Raw genomic sequence first — 21,614 nt, forward strand, 5'->3', positions numbered from 1 at the left:
AAATGTCGGGGGTTTTGTGGCGCGGCGGTCTCAACCGGTGAACGCACCAGTCGGGATGCACGGCATAGCGGCGTGCATCCGGGGAGGTGTCCGGTGCAGAGGCGAGGCAAGCTCGGCAGGATGAGTGCAGAGGACTGGCTGGCGGTGCGGCGCTCGGTAGCGGCCGGGCAGACGCTGGAGGCGGCAGCGCGGGCGGCTGGGGTGAGTGAGCGCACGCTGCAGCGGCTGCGCCCTGGGGCGGGCAGCATGATGCAGAGGGCCCACGTGCGTTCCGCTTTGCGGCTGTCGGTGCAGGAGCGCGAGGAAATCTCGCGGGGGCTGCGGGCGGGCGACTCGCTGCGTGCCATCGCGAGGCGCCTGGGCCGGGCGGCCTCCACGCTCAGCCGTGAAGTGGCCCGTACCGGTGGGCGCAAGCGCTACCGGGCGTGGCGCGGCGAGCGGGGCGCAACGCACCGGGCACGGCGTCCCAAGCACACGAAGCTGCAGGAGTACCCACGGCTGCGCCAGGAGGTGGAGCGGCGGCTGGAGGAGTGCTGGAGTCCTCAGCAGGTTGCCGCCAGTCTCAAGCGAGACTTCCCGCACTGCCCCGAGCTGCACGTGTCCCACGAAACCCTTTACCGCAGCCTCTACGTCCAGACGCGCGGCGCCCTGCGCAAGGAGCTCACCGCGTGTCTGCGCACGGGCCGCACCCAGCGCCGGCCCCAGGGGCGCACGGACCTACGCGGCCAGTTGCCGGACAAGCTGATGCTGAGCGCGCGTCCACCCGAAGTCGAAGACAGGGCCGTGCCAGGCCATTGGGAGGGTGACCTCATCCTCGGTAAGCAAGGCAAGTCCGCGGTGGGCACGCTGGTGGAGCGCCACAGCCGCTACGTCATGCTGCTGCACCTGCCCGAGGGCCGCACCGCGGGCCACGTGCGCCAGGCCCTCACCCACAAGATTGGCCAGCTGCCTGACGCCCTGCGCCGCAGCCTCACCTGGGACCAGGGCAAGGAGATGTCCGAGCACGTGCGCTTCACCCTCGACACCGCCGTGCAAGTCTACTTCTGCGACCCGCACAGCCCCTGGCAGCGCGGCAGCAACGAGAACACCAACGGCCTGCTGCGCCAGTACATGCCCAAGGGCATGGACTTGAGCCACCTCTGCGCGCAGCAACTCGATGCTATCGCCGCCCAACTCAACAGCCGCCCGCGCCAGACACTCGACTGGCACACCCCCGCCGAGGTATTCGCCCGAGCCGTTGCGATGACCGGTTGAGACCGCCTGGCGCGAAATGTCCCGACATTTCCGAACAGTACGGTGCCGGGAGCGTCCGGACCGTTGCCGGGGTTGGTGCTCCCGGGCCGCCGCATCGTCGAGCGGAACATCTGGCCGCCCTGGGCGGTAGCCCGCCAGGTCTGGACGAGCAGCCGTGAGGCTTCGCCGACGGCTTCCGCTCCCTGAATCAGGGGCCGCGCTTCGCGTCCGCGGGAGCGTTGGGGTGGCGGGTGAGGAGCGTGCGCAATTGTGGCTGGCGGCGGACCGCCTCCTGCCGCAGGAGGTGCGCGATGAGGACCGGCGGCGCCGCGCTCCAGCGCGCGATGTTCTGGATGAGCAGGGGCGAGCGGTACGTGCGCCCGCACAGCAGCGACGCCGTCTTCCCGTCCACCGGCAGGCCGATGAGCGCCGCCAGCGAGCGGCCCTCGGTGTTGATGATGAGCTCCACCTTCTCCTCGGCCGGCCCGCTGGCGAAGCGCTGCCGGAGCACCTCGCGCGCCGAGCGCCGCGTGCCCTCGGGGATGTCGCGGTCGTTCGTCACCTTGTGCAGCTCCATGAGACGCCTCGCGCCCCACAGCCGGCGGAAGATTCCCGCCGGGAGCTGCGGGTTGCGCACCAGCCACCGCCGCACGCCCGCGTCCGCCGCGAAGGCCGCCCGCCCGCACAGCGCCTCCAGCCCCACCGGGTTGCGGTGGTAGCGCGCCACCAGCCGCGCATGCGCCAGTCCCGTGCGCGCGTTCTCCAGCACCGCCTTGATGACCACCGGCACCGGGTCGAAGCACAGCGCCGACAACTCCGGGTCCTCCGCCGCGTGCGCGTGCGCCACGCGTTGGTCCTCGGGCAGCGGGTGCAGCCGTGTCTCGAAGAGCTGGCGGTAGTTGCCCAGCGCGACCTCCGGCTCGTCGTCCGCGGGCTCCGAGTCGTCCGGAGCTTCGCCGGCCTCAGGGGGCGCATCGGCCTCCCGGGCCGTCAGGTCCAGCGTGGGGAGGTCTTCCTCCACTTCACCGGGGGGACCCGGCTGGGGGCGTGCACCCTGCACCGGAACCGTGTGGCCGTGAATGGGGCTCGCGCCCTGTGCCGGAGCCGTGTGGCCGTGAAAGGGGCTCACGGCTTGCGTCGGGGCCGAGGCAGCCACCGGTGTCTGTGCCGGCGCCGTACCCGGACTCGCGACGGCGGGGAGCAGGGCGCCCTCGGAGACGAGCCGCGTGAGGATGGTCCTCAACCGCTCCACGGGCAGCCCCGTCAGGGCGGGGAGGTTCCTCGCGGCCGTGGCCCCGTCCAGCCGCGAGAGCACGAAGCCCTCCTCGGGGCTGAGCGCCAGCTTTCGCAGATCCACCGCGGGATTCAGCTTGGGAATCCAATCCGCCATCGCCCCGCAGTCTCCCACGAGCCGCGCGCCTCGCGGAGCGCCTCACTTCCCCCTGCCAGCACCCTGTCGCAAATTGCGCGTGAGACTGAAAGCCCGCCCCATGGACGGTTGGCTGGCGGGCATCCGGCCGGGCCCATGCCTACACGCTACGACCTGGGGCGGGTTGACGCGGGGCCTCCCCCTGGACACAACTTCACCCTATGTCCGACCGCATCCAGACCTACGCCGAGTTCTGGCCGTTCTACCTGCGAGAGCACGCGCTGCCCTCCACGCGCTGGCTCCACTTCGTGGGCACCAGCCTGGGCACGGGCATCGGAATCACCGCCGCCGTGACGGGGCGGGGGCTGCTCGTGCCGGCCGCGCTCGTCGCCGCCTACGGCTTCGCGTGGTTCAGCCACTTCGTCATCGAGCGCAACAAGCCGGCCTCCTTCAAGTACCCGCTCTGGTCGCTCATCTCCGACTACCGCATGGCGGGGCTCATGGCGCTGGGCAGGCTCAACCCGCACATGGACCAGGCCCTCGCCGCCGGGCCCGGCTCCGGCGCCGCGAACCGGCTGCCCGCCGCGCAGCAGGCCCGGTAGTCGTCCCAGGGTCACCCAGGACAGCGCCGCGAGTGATGTCGCGTGGGAGTAGCCACGCGGAAGGGCGCCGACCTATACATCCCCACCCATGGGACGCATTTTCGAGACGCGCAAGGCCACGATGATGGCCCGCTGGAACAAGATGGCGAAGGTGTTCACGCGGATCAGCAAGGACATCGCCATCTCCGTGAAGTCGGGTGGGCCCAATCCCGATACGAACTCGACGCTGCGCCGGGTGCTCCAGAACGCCCGCGCCGCGAACATGCCGAAGGACAAGGTCGACGCCGCCATCAAGCGCGCCAGCGGCCAGACGGCGGCCGACTACGAAATCGTGCTCTACGAGGGCTACGCCCCCCACGGCATCGCCCTGCTGGTGGAGACCGCCACCGACAACGTGGTGCGCACCGTGGCCAACGTGCGCATGCACTTCAACAAGTACGGCGGCAACCTGGGCACCACCGGCAGCGTGGCCTTCATGTTCCAGCGCATGGGTGTCTTCCGCCTCAACCCCGAGGGCCTCAACGCGGACGAGCTGGAGCTGGAGCTCATCGACCACGGCCTCGCGGACATGGGCGAGGGCAAGGGTGAGAAGGGCGAGAAGCAGCTCATCCTCCACTGCGCCTTCACCGACTTCGGCCAGCTGCAGCACGCCATCGAAGCCAAGGGCCTGACGCCCATCTCCGCCGAGTCCGAGTACGTGCCGCAGAACCTCATCGAGCTGCCCGAGGACAAGGCCACCGAGGTGCTCGAGCTGGTGGACTCACTGGAGCAGGACGAAGACGTGCAGCGCGTCTTCCACAACCTGGGCTGAGCTTCCGGCGCCCGTCTGCTTGCCTGCCAAAGCCTTCTTGGGTGGCCCTCCTACCCTCATGCGATGCTGCGCGGAGTGAGAAAGCGTCTTCCAGCGTTCTGCGCCGCGCTCCTGCTGGCGGGCGCGGGCTGTGACGAGTCCGACGACGACTCGCCCCAGCCCGTCGTCGCCACGGCCCCGGACGCGGCGACCGCCCCGCCGCGCAATGCGTGGCGCGAGGCGCGCGTCGGAGACTCGGTGGAGTACGAGTACACGTACGAGCACGGCTCCTTCAAACGCCCCGAGTCCCGGAGGAAGCTGGACGCCACCGCGAGGCTGGAGGTCATCTCCATCCAGCCGCCCTGGGTCTGGGTCCAGGCCACGGTGAAGGTGGCGCACGCCGCCACGCCCCAGCGGAGGTTCCTCATCCCCGTGGACTGGGAGCGCGCGCCTCCGCCGTCTCCGCGCCCCATTCCGCCTCCCAGCGAGGATGACCCGCGCGTGACGACGCAGATTGGCGGGACGCCCGTCACGTGCGTGGAGGGCGGGGCCGATGACCGCACGGCCGACGGGCCCGTCAGCTTCTGGTGCGACGCGGACGCGCCGGAGTTCTATCTCGCCCGGCGCATCTGGGAGAAGACCACCGGCGCCGTCCTGGCGGGCGGCTATTACAGCTGGAAGCTCCAGGCCACCCGCATCCAGCGCGGCGCGAAGAGCCAGCCGGTGCCGCCGCCCGCGGACGTGCCCCGGCTCTTCTCGCCGGAGGCGTGGTGCCGGCGCATCCCCGTCTCCGGCCACCATGGCGCGGTGGGCGCGGAGCAGCAGGAGCGCTTCATCGGCGGGTGGGGCCTGTCGCGCCGCCGCACGCTCTCGCGCGTCCTGCGCACGACGGAGGACCTGCGGCGCGGCGACCTGCTGAAGGCCGCGGACGGCTGGTACGAGGCGAGCGAGTGGTACGAGGAGCCCACCGGCTCGCTCCTCGACGCGGTGCTAACCATCGGCCGCATGGAGGGCCAGCGGCCGGGGCACGCCGGGAAGGCCACTCCCGGACGCTTCCGCCTGGCCTCGGGCGTGGAGGTGGAGAGCCGCACCTTCGAGGACCGCCTGTTCCGCAGGGAGTATGCGAAGGACCCCTGGGACCCCGCCTTCGACGGGCTCCCCTGGTTCCCCCGCTGGGAGCCGCTCGTCGAGGTGGAGCTGCCGGACGGCCGCGTGCGCGGAGACCGGCTGTGGGAGTGTGGCCCGGGGCCGCTGGCGCCCTCGCCCATACCCCCGGAAGACTTGCCGGACCGCGTCAGCCCGCATGAAGTCTCGCGGCTCGCCAATGCGCCGGAGCTGCACGAGGCGTGCGGGCAGACCTCGCCCGCGAGCAAGCCCTCGCCCTACACGCTGAAGGTGCAGGTGGAGCCGGATGGCAGCGTCCGGTCCGCCACGCTGAGTGCCGCGAGCCGCGAGTCGCCCAGGGAGGGCGTCGTCCCGTCCCGGCGCCTGCGGTGCCTGGAGGGCAAGTTCCGGCAGCTCCGTTTCCCGGCGCACAAACTGCGCATGCCCCCGGTGGAGACCGTCCTCTTCCTCCGCCACTGAGCTACACCTGTTCTCCGGATGAGGCGGGCGATGGGTGCTCTCGGAAGGGCGCGGGCGATTCCCGCGCCACCGGGCCAGACCTGTCACCGGCATGAGTCGGGCGGAGTGCGCCCGCGGAAGGGAGCAGGCGATGAGCACCGGGGGCTGGTCCAGGGCGCGGCTCGGCCGCATGCACGACGTCATGGCCCGTCACGTGGAGGAGGGCCGTGTGCCCGGCCTCGTCACGCTGCTGTGCCGGCGGGACGAGGTGCGCGCGGACGTGATGGGCCACCAGGCGCTCGGCGGCGGTGGACCGATGCGGCGTGACACGCTCTTTCGCATCACTTCGATGACGAAGCCCGTCACCGCCGTGGCGGCGATGCTGCTGGTGGAGGAGTGCCGGCTGCGGCTGGACGAGCCGGTGGACCGGTGGCTGCCCGAGCTGGCCAACCGGCGGGTGCTGAAGCGGCTCGCGGCGTCGCTCGAGGACACCGTGCCCGCGAGCCGGCCGATAACGGTGCGCGACCTGCTCACCTTCCAGATGGGCTTCGGCCTCGTCATGCCGCCGTCGGGCTCGCTGCCCATCGAGAAGGCCATCAACGACTTGCAGCTCTCCGCGGGGCCACCGAAGCCGGCGACGCCGCTCGCGCCGGATGAGTGGATGCGCAGGCTGGGGACGCTGCCGCTGATGCACCAGCCGGGTGAGCGGTGGATGTACAACACGGGCTCGCACGTGCTGGGCGTGCTGATTGCGCGCGCGTCCGGCCAGCCGTTGGAGGCGTTCTTCCGAGAGCGCATCTTCGAGCCGCTCGGCATGAAGGACACCGGGTTCACCGTGCCGGCGGAGAAGCTGGAACGGCTGGCGACGTCCTACCTGCCGAATGGCACGACGGGGGCGCTGGAGCTGCACGACGGCGTCCAGGACAGCCAGTGGAGCCGCCCGCCCGCGTTTCCGGACGGCGCGGCGGGGCTGGTGTCCACCGCGGATGACTACCTGGCCTTCGCGCGGATGCTGCTGGGCAACGGGAAGCTCGGGAGCGTGCGCCTCCTGTCGCGGCCGTCGGTGGAGGCGATGACGACGGACCAGCTCACGCCCGAGCAGAAGGTGGCGTCCGGGCTCGTCCCCGGCGCGTGGGGCAGCTTCGGCTGGGGGTTCGGCGTCTCCATCGTCACCTGGCGCGACGGGGTGGCGGCGGTGCCGGGACGGTACGGCTGGGACGGTGGCTATGGCACCGCGTGGGGCAATGACCCGGAGGAGGAGATGATCTCCATCCTGATGACGCAGCGCGGGGGCTACCCCGCGCTCTCGCCCGTGTATCAGGACTTCTGGACGCTGGCGTACCAGGCCATCGACGACTGAGGGCGGCCGCCCGTGAAGCGCGGCCGCCCCGCTGTGTCACGCGTTGCTACTTCGTGAAGGTGATGGGCCCGTTGGACTGCGTGCTGTTGCCCGCGCCGTCCACCGCGCGCACCCGCCACGTGTGGCTGCCGGCGTTCAGCCCCGTAATCGAGAGCTGCTCGGTGCCCACGCCGTACACCTCGAACTCCCACAGCGAGTAGCCGTAGCCCGTCGCACGCTGCACGCCGCGCATGCGCACGTAGCGCCCGACGCCGCTCAGCGCGGTGAGGTCGTCCTCGCCGCCGTCACCGGTCGTCACGCTGCGCAGCGTCTGCCAGCCCGTGGCGCCGTCGAGCGACGTCTCCACGACGTACTGGCGGCCGTACGCGGCCTCCCAGCTCAGCCTCACGCGCTTGATGGAGTAGACGCCGCCCAGGTCCACGGTGATGGACTCCGTGTCCGGGTTGGCCACGTCGATGCGGCTGGACCAGCGCGTGGCGGCGTTTCCGTCCACCGCGTCGTTGGGGCTGCCGAACTCGTTCGAGGTCGCCGCCACGTTGCGACCGAGCGCGAGGTTGGTGGTCGTCCCCACGTAGGCGCGCGGCGTCGCAGTGGGCGAGCGGTCCGTGCCATCCACGTTGAGCACGTACTGCGAGACGCCCGCGCCCACGTCCGTCGTCTGCTCCCAGATGAACGTCGTAATCGTCCCCGGCGCCGTGGAGCCCGCCGCCGGCACCAGCGCCGTGAAGGCCACGGGCGGCGTGGTGTCGTTCATCGTGAAGGTGGCCGTGGCCGAGGTGGTGACGCCCCCCGCCCAGTTGTACGCCTTCACGAACCACGTGTGCGCCCCGTTGCCGATGGCCGTGCTGGTGAGCGAGGCGGACGGCGTCTTCGTCGTCGCCACGGGGAACGGATTCCCGTCGAGGAAGACCTCGTAGCGGTGGATGCCCGTCTGCGGGTCGCTGCTCGCCGTCCAGGTGAAGGTGGGCTTGGTGGTGATGGTGGAGCCCGGCGTCGGCGTGGTGAGCGTGAAGGCCGTGGGCGGCGTGCTGTCGCTCAAGCCGAAGCCCTGGATGCCCGCGCCGTACTGGAACAGCGGGTTGCCGTAGATGGGCTGCACCGGCAGGCCCTGCGCGATTCGCGAGCGAATCTCCGCCCGCTGCGCCGCCGTGGCGCCCAGGTCGAAGGGCAAATCCCACTGCTCGAGCTGGCCCGTCTCCACGTCGGTGCCCACCTGGTTCATGTCACGCGGGAGCTGCCAGGGCAGCATGCCGCGCGGGAAGACGTCGCCGAAGAGGATGTCCGCGACGGCGGGGCCTCCGGAGTCACCGGGCCGGTACGCAAGCAGCAGCGCATTGGTTTGTGGCACCACGTTGGTGAGGACGTACGGGCGCGGCAGGATGACCACCGTCGTCGTGGGGATGTTCCGCGACTTGAAGCTGGTGATGACGCCGTACTGGTTACCCCACTTCGCGTCGTGCGCCGGGCCAATGGGGTCGCCCGGCAGGTAGGGCTTCTCCTTGTCCCACTCGGTGCCGTGGGTGAAGTAGCTCTCGCCCACCACGACGATGGCCGCGTTCGGCGTCACGCCCGCGGGCGCGTTGTCCTTGTAGACGGTGATGCCCGCCGCTTCCGCGCGCTGCTTGACGGCCTGGTAGATGGTGAGGTCGCCGAACTCCGTCCCGTGGAAGTCGGAGCGCCACGTCACCATGCAGGACGGGTCGTCCGCGCGCGGGCCGGCGATGACGATGGAGGAGCCGGCGGCCAGGCGCAGCGGCAGGGCGCCGTCGTTCTTCAAGAGCGTCATCGCGTTGGCGGCCGCGCGGCGCACCAGCGCCTTGTGGTCCGCCGTGTGCCACTGCGAGGTGCCGGCGAGGCCTCCGCGGTACGGGTCCTCGAAGATGCCCAGGCGGAACTTCAGGTCGAGGATGCGGCGCACGGCCTCGTCGATGCGGGACGCCGGGACTTCGCTCTCGAAGGCGCCCATCTGCGCGGGGTTGGCGCCGCCCATGACGTCCGAGCCCGCGTTGGCCGAGCGCGACCACGCGCCCGACGGCAGCCAGTCCGAGCAGATGACACCCGTGTAGCCGAGCTTCTGGCGCAGGTAGTTGAGGATGCCCGGGTTGTCACCGGCGCCGTAGCCCTCCGGCCCCAGCAGCCAGCTTCCCGCGTAGCCCGGCATGATGCCGCTGGTGCCGGCTTCAATCGCCGCGTGCCACGGACGCATGTGGTAGTGGATGGTGGTGCCGTCGTAGGTGATGCCGGCCTCACCGCCCGCGCCCTGGCCCGGCCAGTGCTTCGTCGTCACCCAGATGGAGTGCGGGTTCACCTCGGGGCCACCCTGCAGGCCCGCGACGATGGCGCGGGTGATGCCGGCGGCCAGGTCGGCGTCCTCGCCGTTGCCTTCCTGGATGCGCGGGTAGAGCACCTTGGTGCCGACCTCGGCCAGCGGCGACAGCGTGCCGCGGCTGCCCACCGCGAGCTGCTCGCGGCGCTGCATGTCACCCACCTCGTAGACGGTGTCGAGGTCTCTCGCGGCGGCGAGCGCGGGCTGCGTGGGCCAGCTCGTCTTGTAGCCGTGGATGCTGTCGCCCGCGTCGATGTGCGGGATGCCCAGGCGCGTGGCGGCGGAGGCCCGCTGGAAGCTGACGATGTCCTCCGGGCTCAACGGGCCCATGGTGAAGCCGGCCTCCGGCACCGTCTTCGCCTCGTAGAACATCTGCAGGGCCTTCTCGTGCAGCGTCATGCGCGACATCAGGTCGTTGACGCGCGTGGTGATGGGGTTGTGCCAGTCCTCGTACGGCTCAATCTGGCCGTTCTTGTTGAGGTCTCGCATGCCGTTGATGAGCGGCACCGCGTCCGCCGCCGTCTCCACCACGGGGAGGTAGACGGAGAAGCTGCGCAAATCGGAGCGGCTGGTGTTGCCGCTCGGGAGGGTGGCCACGACGTACCACTTGTACGTCCAGCGGTCGGCCAGGTCTGAGGTCAGCGTCCACGAGGTGCCCGTGGTGGTGGTCATCAGCGTGTAGCGGTCCAGCAGGCTGCCCGGCGCCATCCAGTCGTAATCGTCGCGGCTGATGTTGAGGTAGACCTTGTAGTTCGTCGCGCCGGTGACGGCGGCCCACTGGAGCGTGGGGCGGCGGGTGTTGGTAATCATCGCGGCGTTGGCGGGCGCGGTGACGGCGAAGGCTCCGCCGACGGCGGGCGGCGCGGGCGCCACGTACGGGTCGGGGATGATGGTCCTGTCACGCCCGTCCGGGCCCGTGCCCGTCGAGTAGATTTCCACCTTCCACTCGGCGCCCTGCACCGCGAGCGCGGAGACGGACTGGCCTCGCTGCACCACGCCGTTGGAGTCGGTGACGACCAGGCGGATGTCCGTGTTGGGCTGGGTGGGGGAGAACTGGTTCTTCGACATCGTCACCGTCGTGTTGGGCGCGAAGGTGATTTCGTAGGTGAAGGGCCCGGGCGGGTTGCGCACGGACGGCGTGGTGTTGCCCTCCTCGGGCGTCGGCGTGACGCTGATGGGCGCGGGCGAGACGTTGATTTTCGCGTAGGCCAGCTCGGGGAACATGAGCTTCACCGTCTGGTTCGTCGTCTGCGGGGGCGGGTTGTTGGGGCCGCCGCCGGGCGCGTACACCTCGAAGGACCAGAGCGAGTAGCCGTAGCCGGTGCCGCGCTCGATGCCGCGCATGCGCACGTAGCGGGCGGTGCCCGTCACGGTGATGGTGCGCAGGCCCGCCGCGCCGTTGGTGACGTTGGGCGCGAGCGCCGACCAGTTCGCATCGTCGTTGGAGCCCTCAATCGCGTACGTCTTGCCGTAAGCGCCCTCCCAGTTGAGCACCACCGAGCCCAGCGCCTGCGGCGAGCCGAGGTCCACGCGAATCCACTGCGCTTCCAGCGGTTCGGAGGACCAGCGCGTGTTGACGTCGCCGTCGAACGCGTATCCCGGCGCGAGCTGAGGCGCGTTGACCTCCACGCTGGACGCGGTGGCGGGCCGGCCCTTCGCGAGGTCACCCGTCGCGCCGGTGCCGCTGTACACGGCGAGCTCCCACAGTGAGTAGCCGTACTCCACCACGCCGCGCACCTGGCCGAGGATGCGCACGTAGCGGCCGGTGGCCGTCAGCGCGAGGTCATCCGTGCCGCCGTCGCCGTCGGTGACGACGCGCGCGTTCTGCCAGTTGGCCCCGTCCGTGGAGACCTGCACGGTGTAGCCCTTGCCGTAGGCCGTCTCCCAGGTGAGCACCACGCGGCCGATGCTCGTGCTCGCGCCGAGGTCGACCTGAATCCACTCATTCGTGGTGAAGGCGCTGCCCCACCGCGTGGTGGCGATGCCGTCCACCGCGTAGCTGCCGGGGAGGCCGGCCTCCGCGGAGGACGTCGTCACCGGCTTGTTGAGGGCCAGGTTCACCGTCCCCACCTGGGCCTCGGCGGAAGGCGCGAAGGCCATGACTCCCACGACAGCGAATACCGCGCACGCCCGGGCCAACCACGAGCCGGGGCCTTGCGCTCCCTGCACACGTCGCGTCAGCACACTCATAGGGGAAAAGCGGACCACTGGAGAAAGTGGGGGAGGGGGGCGGCGGACACCGGTCGAGGAGGCGCTACGTCCGAGTGGTCCTTTCCTTTCTGGTCGGGATTTTAATTGTTCGGACTCTGAATAAAGTCAAACCAGGTCCAGATAACGCGGCAAGTCAGGACTTCCCCGTGGGCGCGGGCGCGCGCGGAAAACCGCAGTCCGGACGGGCATCTACCGGGCTGCTACTGCCTTCGGGTTGCAGTGGAAGAAAGATGGCGGCGGGCGCCCTCGCGTGGGGGCGCCGCGGGCACGCCGGGGCCGCCGCGCCTGGAAGGGCATCCGCGGTTCGCGATGCCGGGGCGCGGGAGGCGCCTCCGCGTGCGGACGCGGAGGCCGGGCCCGGGGACGCGAAGCCGCGCCCCGAGCGACAGCAGGCTCAGGCGCTGACGCCCACGCCCACCGGGCACGTCACGCCGGTGCCGCCGATGCCGCAGTAGCCACCCGGGTTCTTCTCCAGGTACTGCTGGTGGTAGTCCTCGGCGTAGTAGAAGGGCGGCGCGGGGATGATTTCCGTCGTAATCGCGTCGAAGCCCTTCGCCTGCAGCGCCTTCTGGTACGCGTCGCGGCTGGCCTCGGCGGCGCGCTTCTGCGCCTCGCTCGTGTAGTAGATGCCGGAGCGGTACTGCGTGCCCGTGTCGTTGCCCTGGCGCATGCCCTGCGTCGGGTCGTGGTTCTCCCAGAACACGCGCAGCAGTTGCTCGAAGGAGACCTTCTTCGGGTCGTATACGACGCGCACCACCTCGTTGTGGCCCGTGAGTCCGGAGCACACCTCGCGGTAGTCGGGGTTGGGCGTCAGGCCTCCCGCGTAGCCCGCCGCGGTGCTGTACACGCCGGGCACCTGGTAGAACTTGCGCTCCACGCCCCAGAAGCAGCCCATGCCGAAGATGGCCACCTCGTGGCCCTCCGGAACCGGGCCCTTGAGCGGGGTGCCGAGCACCTCGTGCTTCGCGGGGACGGGCATCTCTTCCGACCGGCCCGGCAGTGCCTCTTCCGGGCTCGGGATACGCAGCTTCTTCGTGGGGTTGAAGAACATGCCCCAGGAATAGCGACCTTGGCGCCCGGTTTCACCCCCAGACGGAGCAGGCGGCCGACCGGAGGGTGGAAGGCCCGTTCCGACGGTGGGCCGCCCTGTGTCCCTGGACTACGGTGTCCCCCCACATGCGCTCAACACTGACCGCTGCCCTCCTCTGTGTCCTCCCCTCCCTGGCCTTCGCCGCGAAGGACTCGCGCTGCCAGGGCACCCCCAAGGCCCGCGCCGCCCGCTTCTCCGAGGCGGCGATGAAGGGTGCCCCCGCCGCCGAGCGCTACGCCGCCTACGTCCAGACCTGCGCCCTGGACGAGGTGGTGGAGCTGACGAAGCAGCTCGTGCGCTTCAAGACGGTCAGCAGCGAGCTGCCCGCCGCGAAGAGCCCCGCCATCGCCGACATGGGCCGCTTCCTCCAGAAGTGGGCGAAGGCGCACGGCATGACGTACCGCGCCGTGGGCACCAACGACGTCTTCGAGCTGTCCTGGGGCGAGGGCGCGCCGCAGCTGGGGCTCGTGTTCCACGGCGACGTGGTGCCCGCCCCCGCGCACGAGTGGAAGAAGCCTCCCTTCGAGCCCTACGTCCAGGACGGCCGCCTCTACGGCCGTGGCGTGGAGGACGACAAGGGCCCTCTGGCCCAGGCGCTGGTGGCGCTCGACTTCGCGCGGCAGCTCGGCCTGAAGCCCCAGGGGCGCGTGCTGGTCATCGTCGGCAACGGCGAGGAGAGCGACTGGTCGGGCATGACGAAGTACGCGGCCTCCGAGCCCAAGGCCACGCACGTCATCTCCGTGGACTCCAACTACCCGGTGGTGGCCGCGCAGTCCGGCTTCGTCGCGTGGAGCCTGGAGGCCCCCGTGGGCGAGCCGGTGAAGGGCGCGGGGGCGAATGCCACCCTGCGCGCGGTGGACGTCACCGGCGGCGAGTTCCTCACCCAGGTGCCCGGCGCCGCCACGCTGAAGCTGGCGCCCGCCACGGGCCGCACCGCCGAGCAGGCCCTGGCGGACGTGCAGGCCGCGGTGACGGCGGAGCAGGGCGCTCGTGCCACGCTCCAGGCCGACGTGAAGCGCGACGGTGACACCGTGGTGCTCACCACGCACGGCAAGGCGGTGCACGCGTCCATCGCCGACGAGGGCCACAACGCGATGTGGGACCTGGCCGCCGTGGCCGCGCGCCTGCCGCTGGAGGACAACGGCATCGCCGCCATGCTGCGCGTGGTGGCCCGCCGCTTCGACGGAGACCACTTCGGGCAGAAGCTGGGCGTGGCGTACAAGGACGACGGCCTCATGGGCCCGCTCCTCTCCGCGCCCACCGTGCTGCGCGTGGCGGACGGAAAAGTCACCCTGGGCGTCAACATGCGCCGGCCGCAGGGGAAGGACGCCGCGGCCTTCAATGCCACGCTCGACCAGGCGGCGAAGCTGGTGGGCGAGGACACCGGCGGCCGCGTGAAGGAGGCCGACGGCCGCTACGTGGGCGATGCGCACGTGGCGGACACGTCCGGCACGCTCGTCACCACGCTGCTCGACGTCTACAAGCGCCACAAGAACGCCCCGGACGTGAAGCCCGGCTCCGTGCGCGGTGGCACCTACGCGCGTCTGTTCCCCAAGGGCGTGGACTTCGGGCCCGGCTTCCCCGGCGAGCTGTACACCGGCCACGCGCCGGACGAGTCCATCTCCCTGGAGAGCCTGGACGCCGGCACGCGCATGCTGGCCGACGCCGTGCACACGCTGGTCCTGGCGCCCCCGGCTCCCCAGCAGGCTCCGGCGACGAAGTAGGGCCCCCGCGCCCCCGCTCACCCGGGCGGGGGCACGCGAGGCCAGTGCACGGTGAATGTGGTGCCGTCTTGCGCCGTGGAACGCACCTCCACGCTGCCGCCGTGCACCCCGGCAATCTGGCTGACGATGTAGAGCCCCAGCCCCAGGCTGCGCTTCTGCTTCGCGGTGTCCGGCGGGCCGAGGTACGTCTTGAACGGGTCGAAGATGCGCGCCATCAGCTCGGCGGGAATCGGCTCGCCGAGGTTGTGCACCTCCAGCACCACCTCGTCGGGCTCGCCCCGGACGCAGGTGCGCACCGGGGCTTCGTTCAGCCCGTGCTGAATCGCGTTGGACACCAGGTTGCCCAGCACCTGGGACACGCGGTCCGGGTCCCAATCCCCCCACGTGTCGCCGTGCGCCTCGAAGTGGAGCTGGCGCTCCGGTTGGCTGACCTGCAGCTCCTCCAGCGCGGCCTGGCACGCCTCGGCCATGTTCATGCGCTGGCGCGCCACCGGAATCCCGCCGCCCAGCCGGCTGCGCGCGAAGTCGAGGATGTCGTTGATCATCCGCCCCATTCGCGCGGTGGCCTTGCGGATGCGGTCCACCGCGCGTCGCTCCGGCGCTCCCAACGCCTCCGCCCGCGACAACTGGAAGGCCGATGCGCTGATGGCGTTGAGCGGGTTGCGCAGGTCGTGTCCCAGCACCGCGAGGAGCTGCTCGCGGAAGTCCACCGCCTGCCGGAGCGCGGCCTCCGACTGCTTGTGCTCGGTGATGTCCACCACGGCGCAGCCCAGGCCCAGCACCTCGCCCAGTGCGGTGCGCACCGGGTAGAAGCTGGCCTGCCACCTGCGGCCTCCACCCCTCGGTGCGGAATTGGGCAGGCTGTACTCGAAGGCTCGCACCGGCTCGCCCGTCTCGAGCGCGCGGCGGAGGATGGGCTCCACCGTGTCCGCGACCCCGTGCAGGTGGACTTCGCGGAAGGAGCGGTCCTGGTGCCCGTCCAGCGGCAGGCCGTTGATGTCCGCCATGGCCTGGTTGAGGCGCACGTAGCGCAGCTCCGTGTCCAGGAAGGCGATGCCCACGGGCGTGGCGGCCAGCAGCGCGTCCAGTTGCGCGAGCGAGCGCTGCGCCTCCACGCGCGCGGCGCGCTCATCCGCCCGCAGCCGGGCCTGGACGAGGTAGGCGGTGGCGCGCTGGGCGATGCTGCGGAACAGCAGGGTGTCCGGGTCGGAGAAGATGAAGGCGGTGCGCGAGCCCATGTACGCCACGCCCAGCAGCCGCTCGTCCTCCATCAGGGGCACGCCGTAGACGGCGCGCAACCCCGGCTCCCGGAGCGAGGGCAGCAACACGCGCGGGTCCGTGGTGGCCGAGCGCAGCGCCTGCGCCTTGCAGGTGGTGGCCACCTGGCCCATGAAGCCCTCGTCGCGCCGCAGGGAGCTGCCGAGGGCCCTGTCCGCCCCCAGCCCCACCGCGGCGCGCACCACCAGCCGGTCTCCCTCCAACATCATCACCGCCGCCGTGTCCACCGCGAGCGCGGACTCCATCAGCACGGTGAGCAGCCGCATCAGGAGCGTGTCCGCGGGTGGGTTGTCCAACGTGGCCTGCGTCATGCGGTCCAGCGCCTGGAGGATGCGCTGACGGGCCTGCGAGAAGCACGTCATGGTGCGCGTGACGACGCGGTCCAGCGCTTCCTCCAGCCGCTCCAGTTCGCCCGGCGCCAGCCCGCGCGGCTCGGCCTCCAGCCGGCGCAGGATGCACTTGCGCAAGAGCGCGTACTCGGACGCCACCTCGCCCAGGTCGAAACCCTGGTCCAGACGTATCACCGCGTGCTCGTCCCACAGCGCGGTGCCGAGCCCCTCGGGGCCATGCTCGATGACCTCGGCCAGCGCGAGGAGCAACTCCGGCATGTGGTCCATGAGCCAGGAGTGCCGCTCCGCGCGGTCCGCGTGGAGCGCGTGCATCCCCTGCTCCCAGTCGGACAGGAGCACGGCGCGATGCGCGCGCAGGAAGTCAGCGGCCCGGAGCGTCCTCGCCCCACCGGGCTCCTCTTTATTCACGGAGCGTGAATCCGGCTCCAGCATCGCCGACCTCCCGAGGCCCTGCTCGCCCCAGCCACCTCCGCCTCAATGTTGGGCACGATGGAAGCGGCGCGCCCTGCCCTCGCGTCCCGGTGAAGGCGCACTCCCGGGCGCCACGTCGTGCCGCCGCCGTACGGGCCCGCGGCGCTGCGCCCGCCGGGGCCGGCTGCCTCCCCCCGCGGGGCGACGCACCCTCGTCCAGGGGACACTTCGTCCACCGGCGGGCGCTTGCCGCGCGCGAGGTGCACGGGGCGCTGGGGGGACGGAGCCGCTGGCGTTAGGTTGGGTGAAGATGCGCACCCTCCTGCTGAATCGCTCCGACGTGTCCCGCAACCTCCAGGCGCTCACCCTGCTGGAGGACATGCGTGAGGCCTTCCGCACCGATGCTCTCGCCCGCACGGTGGCCCCCCAGCGCGCGCGCGGGCCCCTGCACGCGGAGGGCACCGCGCTGGTGCTCTTCCCCGGCAGCCTGCCCGGCATCCCCGCCTATACGGTGAAGGTGCACGCGAAGTTCCCCGGGCAGACGCCGGCCATCCAGGGCGTGGTGCAGTTGCACGACCTGGCCACGGGCGCGCTGCTGGCCATCATGGACTCCGGCCACCTGACGGCGGTGCGCACGGGCGTGGTGGGCGCGCTGTCGGCGGACGTGCTGGCGCGGCCGGACGCGAGCCGGGTGGCGCTCATCGGCACGGGGCGGCAGGCGGTGCTCCAGCTCAAGTCGCTGCGGCTGGTGCGCTCGCTGGAGCACGTGCGCGTCCATGACACGGATGCCGAGCGGGCGCTCGCCTTTGCCACGCGCATGTACCAGGAGCTGAACCTGCCGGTGCGCATGGAGGAGTCGGTGGCGGACGCGGTGGCGGACGCGGACATCGTCGTGACGTCGACGTGGAGCCGGGAGCCCTTCCTGCACCCCGGCATGCTGCGGCCGGGCACGCACGTCATCACCCTGGGCGCGGACGAGCCGGGCAAGGCGGAGGTGTCCGCGGAGGTGCTGAAGGCATCCCTCTTCGTGGTGGACCACCGGGGGCTGGCCGTCAGCGGCGGCGCGGCGGGCGGCGTGGGGCTGGGCGAGGACGCCATCCACGCGGAGCTGGGGGAAGTCATCGCGGAGCTGAAGCCGGGGCGCACGTCGCCAGAGCAGGTGACGGTGTTCGGCGCGGTGGGGCTGCCGTTCCAGGACCTGGCGGCCGCGTGGCACGTGTACCAGTCGGCACAGGGCGACGACGCGCTGCAGGGCGTGGACTTCAGCGCATGAGGGCCTGGGATGCGCTGCTCACGCGCCTGGGGCTGACCCGGCCGGAGCTCCGCGCGTGGGCGCTGTACGACTGGGCCAACTCCGCCTACGTCACCACCGTCATCGCGGTGGTGTTCCCGCTGTACTACGCGTCGGTGGTGTCGGACGGGCTGCCGCGCGAGGTGGCCACCGCGCGCTTCGCCACCGCCACCTCCGTGGCGCTGGCCGTGGTGGCGCTGCTGTCGCCAATCCTGGGCGCGCTGAGCGACAGGGCGGGGCGGCTCAAGCAGCTGTTGGGCGGCTTCCTGGTGCTGGGCGTGCTGGCCACGGTGGGGCTGTCCGGGGTGGGGCGCGGCGACTGGGCCTGGGGGCTGGTGCTCTTCGGCCTGGGCAATGTGGGGTTGACGGGCAGCATCGTCTTCTACGACGCGCTCTTGCGGCACATCGCCCGGGACGACGAGCTGGACCGGGTGTCCACCGGGGGCTACGCGCTGGGCTACCTGGGCGGAGGACTGCTGCTGGCGGCGCAGTTGGTGCTGCTGCTCCAGCCGCACTGGTTCGGGCTGCCGGACGCGGCGGCGGCGTCGCGCGTGGCCTTCCTGTCCGTGGCGGTGTGGTGGGCGGGCTTCTCGGTGCCCCTGTTCCTGCGGATTCCGGAGCCGAAGCCGGTGCACAACGGCCGCGACAGGCGCGTGTCCCTGCGCGGCACGTTCCTCCAGTTGGGCCAGACGTTGAAGGGGCTGCGCGCGCACCGGCAGGCGTTGCTGCTGCTGGTGGCGTACCTGCTCTACAGCGACGGCATCGGCACCATCATCCGGCTGTCCACGCTGTACGGGACGGAGCTGGGCATCGGCCGTGGGGCGCTGATTGGAGCGCTGCTGCTGACGCAGGTGGTGGGCGTGCCGTGCGCGGTGCTGTTCGGCCGTGGGGCGGCGCGGGTGGGGGCGAAGCCGGCGCTGATGCTGGCGCTGGCGGTGTACGTGGGGGTGACGTTCCTGGGCTACTTCATGCGCACGGCGGCGCACTTCTTCGCGCTGGCGCTGCTGGTGGGCATGGTGCAGGGCGGCAGCCAGGCATTGAGCCGCTCGCTGTTCGCGCAGATGGTGCCGCGCGACAGGGCGGCGGAGTTCTTCGGCCTCTTCAGCGTCTTCGAGAAGGTGACGGCGGTGGCGGGCCCGCTGGTGTTCGCGGCCACGGTGGAGCTGACGGGCTCCAGTCGGCAGGCGGTGCTGTCGCTGCTCGTCTTCTTCGCCGCGGGTGCGGCGGTGCTGTGGCGCGTGGACGTGGAGGCGGGACGGCGCGCGGCCCGCGAGGCGGAGGCGCGCGCCGGCTGGGGCGAGGCACCGCTGACGGACGGCGCCCCGAACGGTGTGCCTGGAGACCGGGCGTAGCCCGGTGTGTCCGAAGCCCGGGCGTAGCCGTCACTGGTGGATGGGAGGCACTTCCCGCGGCGCGGCGAAGAGGCTGTCGCGGCCGTGGTTGAGCACCACCTCGCCGTGGAGCACCTCGCGCACGTCCTCGATGGCGACGGCGAAGTCATGGTGGCGGAAGATTCCCTTCTCCACGATGAGCTCCTTGTCGTTCATGTCGACGATGCGGCCGATGGTGTGGCCGTCATTGCCCCGGACCTTCATCCCCTTGTGGATTTCCGAACGGTTGAACATCGTTGGCTCCCCGGGGCCAGGAAGGGCGGGCCCCTGCGGAAAAGCTGCCGTGTGCCTCCTGGGGACGCAGCGGGCGGGCAGTGCGTGGCCCCGTTTCTTCCCCGTGCCCCGGACATGCCGGGCGGCGGTGCGACTCCTGGTTGGCGCGGCTCCGCGTCGAGGAGGCAGGCAGGCGTCCGTTGCGAGGCTCCCGGTCGTTGATGCCCGTCGCCGGCTTGCACCGGGAGCGGGGCAGCCCCATCGGTGAAGGGTGGAGGACCGGGCGAGGAACCGTCGCGTGCCGGGCCCTCCGCCCGTGGGGTGCGGGCGCGGGCCGGCGCCTCCCTCACGGTCCTTCTTCGTGGGAGAGGAGTGCGGATGCGCCGCATCGCCGACTACGCGCTCCTGGGGGACTGTCACTCCGCCGCGCTGGTGGGGAAGGACGGCTCCATCGACTGGGCCTGCTTCCCCCGCTTCGACTCGCCCGCGGTGTTCTGCCGCATCCTCGACGTGCGGCGCGGCGGCAGCTTCGGCGTGGCCCCGGAGGGGAGCTTCCGCTCCACGCGCTCCTACCTTGAAGACACCAACGTCCTGGTGACGACCTTCAACACGCCGCGCGGCGTCCTGGAGGTCGTGGACTGCATGCCCGTGTTCCCCGGAGGCGGCGCGCGCGGCACGCACGTGGGCACGCGCCACGCGCTGCTGCGGCGGGTGCGGTGCCTGGCCGGTGAAGTCACGGTGCGCGTGGTGCTGACGCCGCGCTTCGAGTACGGCGCCTTCGTCCCGCGCATGCGCCTCACCTCGAGGCACACCGCGGAGGTGGTGGGCGGCGCCGACGCGCTGTGGGTGACGACGACGCACCCATTGGTGGCTCGCGAGGACGCGCTGCGCGCCCGGTGGAAGCTGCGCGCGGGCGAGGAGGCCTGGGTGGAGGTGGCGTGGACGCCCTCCTTCGTCGAGCGCTCCCCCTCGGACGCGCCGGACCGCGCCGCCTTCCGCCAGCGCCTGGAGGACACGCTCACCTTCTGGCGCACGTGGATTGCCCGCTGCTCGAACACCGGTGAGCACGTGCGCGCGGTGCGGCGCTCGGCGCTCACGCTCAAGGCGCTCACGTATGCACCCACCGGCGCGCTGGTGGCCGCGCCCACCACGTCGCTGCCGGAGGAGCTGGGGGGCGTGCGCAACTGGGACTACCGCTTCACCTGGCTGCGCGACGCGTCGCTCACGCTCATCTCGCTGCTGGTGCTGGGCTACCGCGACGAGGCGGACGCGTTCCGCCACTGGCTGCGGCGCACCAGCGCGGGACGCGCGGCGGACGTTCAAATCATGTACGGCATCCAGGGCCACCGCCTGCTGCCGGAGGTGGAGCTGGCGCACCTGGAGGGCTTCGGCGGCGCGAGGCCGGTGCGCGTGGGCAACGGCGCGGTGAAGCAGCTCCAGCACGACGTGTCCGGGGAGCTGCTGGAGGCGGCGTGGCTGTACGTGCGCGCGGGCGGGCCGCTGTCGAAGACGAACTGGGCCTTCTTGTCAGGACTGGTGGAGGAGGTGTGCCTGCGCTGGCGCCTGCCGGACCAGGGGCTGTGGGAGATTCGCGACGCGCCCCGGCACTTCGTCCACTCGAAGCTGCTGTGCTGGGTGGCGCTGGACAGGGCGCTGCGGCTGGCCCGCGCACGGAGGCTGCCGGCGCCGCTGTCCCGCTGGGCCCGGGAGCGCGCGGCGCTGCGGCGCTACCTGCTGGAGTGCGCGGAGGACGGCTGGTTCCCGCAGGCCCGGGGCTCCGGCTCGGCGGACGCGTCCACGCTGCTGGTGCCGGCCCTGGGCTTCCTGCCGGTGGCGCACCCGCTGGTGCGGCGCACGGTGCAGGTGGTGCGCGAGCGGCTGGAGTCCCATGGGCTGCTGTACCGCTACCACGCGCCGGACGGGCTCGCGGGCGGGGAGGGGACCTTCCTCCTGTGCTCGTTCTGGCTGGTGGACGTGCTGGCCCACGCGGGCCGGTGGGACGAGGCGGAGGCGGTGCTGGCGCGGCTGCTGGGCCTGGCCAATGACGTGGGGCTCTACGCGGAGGAGGCCGTGCCCGGCACCGGCGAGGCGCTGGGCAACTTCCCCCAGGCCTTCACGCACATGGCCCTGGTGTCCTCGTGCGCGCAGCTCTCCGCCGTGTACGCCGCGGAGCGGCGCCCCAGGCCCGAGCGGGCGTATGACTTCGCCAGCTTCGCACTGGAGAAGCTGCTCACGCGCAGGAGGGACAGGGTGGAGCGGCCGGATGACTCCATCGTCCCGCGGGGCTTCAGGTCCGACGCCGCGTCGCCGGACTGAGGCGCGGCGTCGTGCCCGGCCGGCTGCCCGTCAGGCCTCCGGACGTGGGGTGCGCTCCCGCTGGTCGGCCCACGGAGCGTGCCCATCTTCGCCCTG

14 protein-coding genes are annotated in these 21,614 nt (G+C 71.6%); 9 read left to right on the forward strand and 5 right to left on the reverse strand.

From position 1 onward, the window contains the following. The first annotated feature begins 120 nt into the window (after positions 1-120). Positions 121-1,254: an IS30 family transposase gene (locus OV427_RS23990; RefSeq protein ID WP_267857086.1), complete on the forward strand. Its 1,134-nt coding sequence runs from the start codon at positions 121-123 to the stop codon at positions 1,252-1,254. A 187-nt stretch (positions 1,255-1,441) separates the two neighbouring features. Here OV427_RS23990 and OV427_RS23995 read toward each other — a convergent pair whose 3' ends face one another. After that, positions 1,442-2,623, reverse strand: coding sequence for a hypothetical protein (locus OV427_RS23995; protein WP_267858486.1), 1,182 nt, complete (start codon positions 2,621-2,623; stop codon positions 1,442-1,444). Positions 2,624-2,823: 200 nt separating this feature from the next. Between OV427_RS23995 and OV427_RS24000 the strand changes: the two genes are divergently transcribed. The 4 genes from OV427_RS24000 (at position 2,824) to OV427_RS24015 (ending at position 6,917) form a co-directional block, all read left to right on the forward strand. After that, positions 2,824-3,204 carry a DUF962 domain-containing protein gene (locus OV427_RS24000; RefSeq protein ID WP_267858487.1) on the forward strand — a complete coding sequence of 127 codons (381 nt, stop codon included), beginning with the start codon at positions 2,824-2,826 and terminating at the stop codon, positions 3,202-3,204. Positions 3,205-3,292: 88 nt separating this feature from the next. Then, positions 3,293-4,015 (forward strand): YebC/PmpR family DNA-binding transcriptional regulator, encoded by a 723-nt coding sequence (locus tag OV427_RS24005; RefSeq protein ID WP_267858488.1) that lies wholly within the window; start codon positions 3,293-3,295, stop codon positions 4,013-4,015. Positions 4,016-4,090: 75 nt separating this feature from the next. Next, positions 4,091-5,578 (forward strand): DUF6068 family protein, encoded by a 1,488-nt coding sequence (locus OV427_RS24010; RefSeq protein ID WP_267858489.1) that lies wholly within the window; start codon positions 4,091-4,093, stop codon positions 5,576-5,578. A 130-nt stretch (positions 5,579-5,708) separates the two neighbouring features. Beyond that, positions 5,709-6,917: a serine hydrolase domain-containing protein gene (locus tag OV427_RS24015; protein ID WP_267858490.1), complete on the forward strand. Its 1,209-nt coding sequence runs from the start codon at positions 5,709-5,711 to the stop codon at positions 6,915-6,917. Between the two features lie 46 nt (positions 6,918-6,963). On the opposite strand, the gene OV427_RS24020 is transcribed toward OV427_RS24015, so the two are convergent. Then, complete coding sequence (locus OV427_RS24020) at positions 6,964-11,343, reverse strand: discoidin domain-containing protein (protein ID WP_267858491.1); 4,380 nt, start codon at positions 11,341-11,343, stop codon at positions 6,964-6,966. Positions 11,344-11,848: 505 nt separating this feature from the next. Next, positions 11,849-12,505 carry a peptide-methionine (S)-S-oxide reductase MsrA gene (gene msrA, locus OV427_RS24025; RefSeq protein ID WP_267858492.1) on the reverse strand — a complete coding sequence of 219 codons (657 nt, stop codon included), beginning with the start codon at positions 12,503-12,505 and terminating at the stop codon, positions 11,849-11,851. Positions 12,506-12,630: 125 nt separating this feature from the next. Between msrA and OV427_RS24030 the strand changes: the two genes are divergently transcribed. After that, positions 12,631-14,268, forward strand: coding sequence for a Sapep family Mn(2+)-dependent dipeptidase (locus OV427_RS24030; RefSeq protein ID WP_267858493.1), 1,638 nt, complete (start codon positions 12,631-12,633; stop codon positions 14,266-14,268). A 17-nt stretch (positions 14,269-14,285) separates the two neighbouring features. Here the strand turns inward: OV427_RS24030 and OV427_RS24035 are convergent, their stop codons facing one another. Then, complete coding sequence (locus OV427_RS24035; protein WP_267858494.1) at positions 14,286-16,328, reverse strand: PAS domain-containing protein; 2,043 nt, start codon at positions 16,326-16,328, stop codon at positions 14,286-14,288. A 289-nt stretch (positions 16,329-16,617) separates the two neighbouring features. Between OV427_RS24035 and OV427_RS24040 the strand changes: the two genes are divergently transcribed. Together OV427_RS24040 and OV427_RS24045 are read left to right on the forward strand one after the other, a co-directional pair. Further along, positions 16,618-17,580, forward strand: a complete 963-nt coding sequence (locus OV427_RS24040) for an ornithine cyclodeaminase family protein (RefSeq protein ID WP_267858495.1) — start codon at positions 16,618-16,620, stop codon at positions 17,578-17,580. Further along, positions 17,577-18,950 (forward strand): MFS transporter, encoded by a 1,374-nt coding sequence (locus OV427_RS24045; protein WP_267858496.1) that lies wholly within the window; start codon positions 17,577-17,579, stop codon positions 18,948-18,950. Before OV427_RS24040 ends, OV427_RS24045 begins: the two co-directional genes overlap by 4 nt. A gap of 30 nt (positions 18,951-18,980) precedes the next feature. Here OV427_RS24045 and OV427_RS24050 read toward each other — a convergent pair whose 3' ends face one another. Next, positions 18,981-19,223: a hypothetical protein gene (locus tag OV427_RS24050; RefSeq protein ID WP_267858497.1), complete on the reverse strand. Its 243-nt coding sequence runs from the start codon at positions 19,221-19,223 to the stop codon at positions 18,981-18,983. 357 nt (positions 19,224-19,580) lie between these two features. Here OV427_RS24050 and OV427_RS24055 point away from each other — a divergent pair, with 357 nt between their 5' ends. After that, on the forward strand, positions 19,581-21,518 hold the full coding sequence (locus tag OV427_RS24055) for a glycoside hydrolase family 15 protein (protein ID WP_267858498.1): 1,938 nt from the start codon (positions 19,581-19,583) through the stop codon (positions 21,516-21,518). The last annotated feature ends 96 nt before the right edge of the window (positions 21,519-21,614 follow it).

The sequence above is a fragment of the Pyxidicoccus sp. MSG2 genome, from assembly GCF_026626705.1.
GTDB lineage: Bacteria > Myxococcota > Myxococcia > Myxococcales > Myxococcaceae > Myxococcus.

Bases quoted from the DNA above. Each gene is read 5' to 3' on its own strand.
- OV427_RS23990 (WP_267857086.1), top strand. From the start codon at position 121: ATGAGTGCAGAGGACTGGCTGGCGGTGCGGCGCTCGGTAGCGGCCGGG.
- OV427_RS23995 (WP_267858486.1), bottom strand. From the start codon at position 2,623: ATGGCGGATTGGATTCCCAAGCTGAATCCCGCGGTGGATCTGCGAAAG.
- OV427_RS24000 (WP_267858487.1), top strand. From the start codon at position 2,824: ATGTCCGACCGCATCCAGACCTACGCCGAGTTCTGGCCGTTCTACCTG.
- OV427_RS24005 (WP_267858488.1), top strand. From the start codon at position 3,293: ATGGGACGCATTTTCGAGACGCGCAAGGCCACGATGATGGCCCGCTGG.
- OV427_RS24015 (WP_267858490.1), top strand. From the start codon at position 5,709: ATGAGCACCGGGGGCTGGTCCAGGGCGCGGCTCGGCCGCATGCACGAC.
- OV427_RS24020 (WP_267858491.1), bottom strand. From the start codon at position 11,343: ATGGCCTTCGCGCCTTCCGCCGAGGCCCAGGTGGGGACGGTGAACCTG.
- msrA (WP_267858492.1), bottom strand. From the start codon at position 12,505: ATGTTCTTCAACCCCACGAAGAAGCTGCGTATCCCGAGCCCGGAAGAG.
- OV427_RS24030 (WP_267858493.1), top strand. From the start codon at position 12,631: ATGCGCTCAACACTGACCGCTGCCCTCCTCTGTGTCCTCCCCTCCCTG.
- OV427_RS24035 (WP_267858494.1), bottom strand. From the start codon at position 16,328: ATGCTGGAGCCGGATTCACGCTCCGTGAATAAAGAGGAGCCCGGTGGG.
- OV427_RS24040 (WP_267858495.1), top strand. From the start codon at position 16,618: ATGCGCACCCTCCTGCTGAATCGCTCCGACGTGTCCCGCAACCTCCAG.
- OV427_RS24045 (WP_267858496.1), top strand. From the start codon at position 17,577: ATGAGGGCCTGGGATGCGCTGCTCACGCGCCTGGGGCTGACCCGGCCG.
- OV427_RS24050 (WP_267858497.1), bottom strand. From the start codon at position 19,223: ATGTTCAACCGTTCGGAAATCCACAAGGGGATGAAGGTCCGGGGCAAT.
- OV427_RS24055 (WP_267858498.1), top strand. From the start codon at position 19,581: ATGCGCCGCATCGCCGACTACGCGCTCCTGGGGGACTGTCACTCCGCC.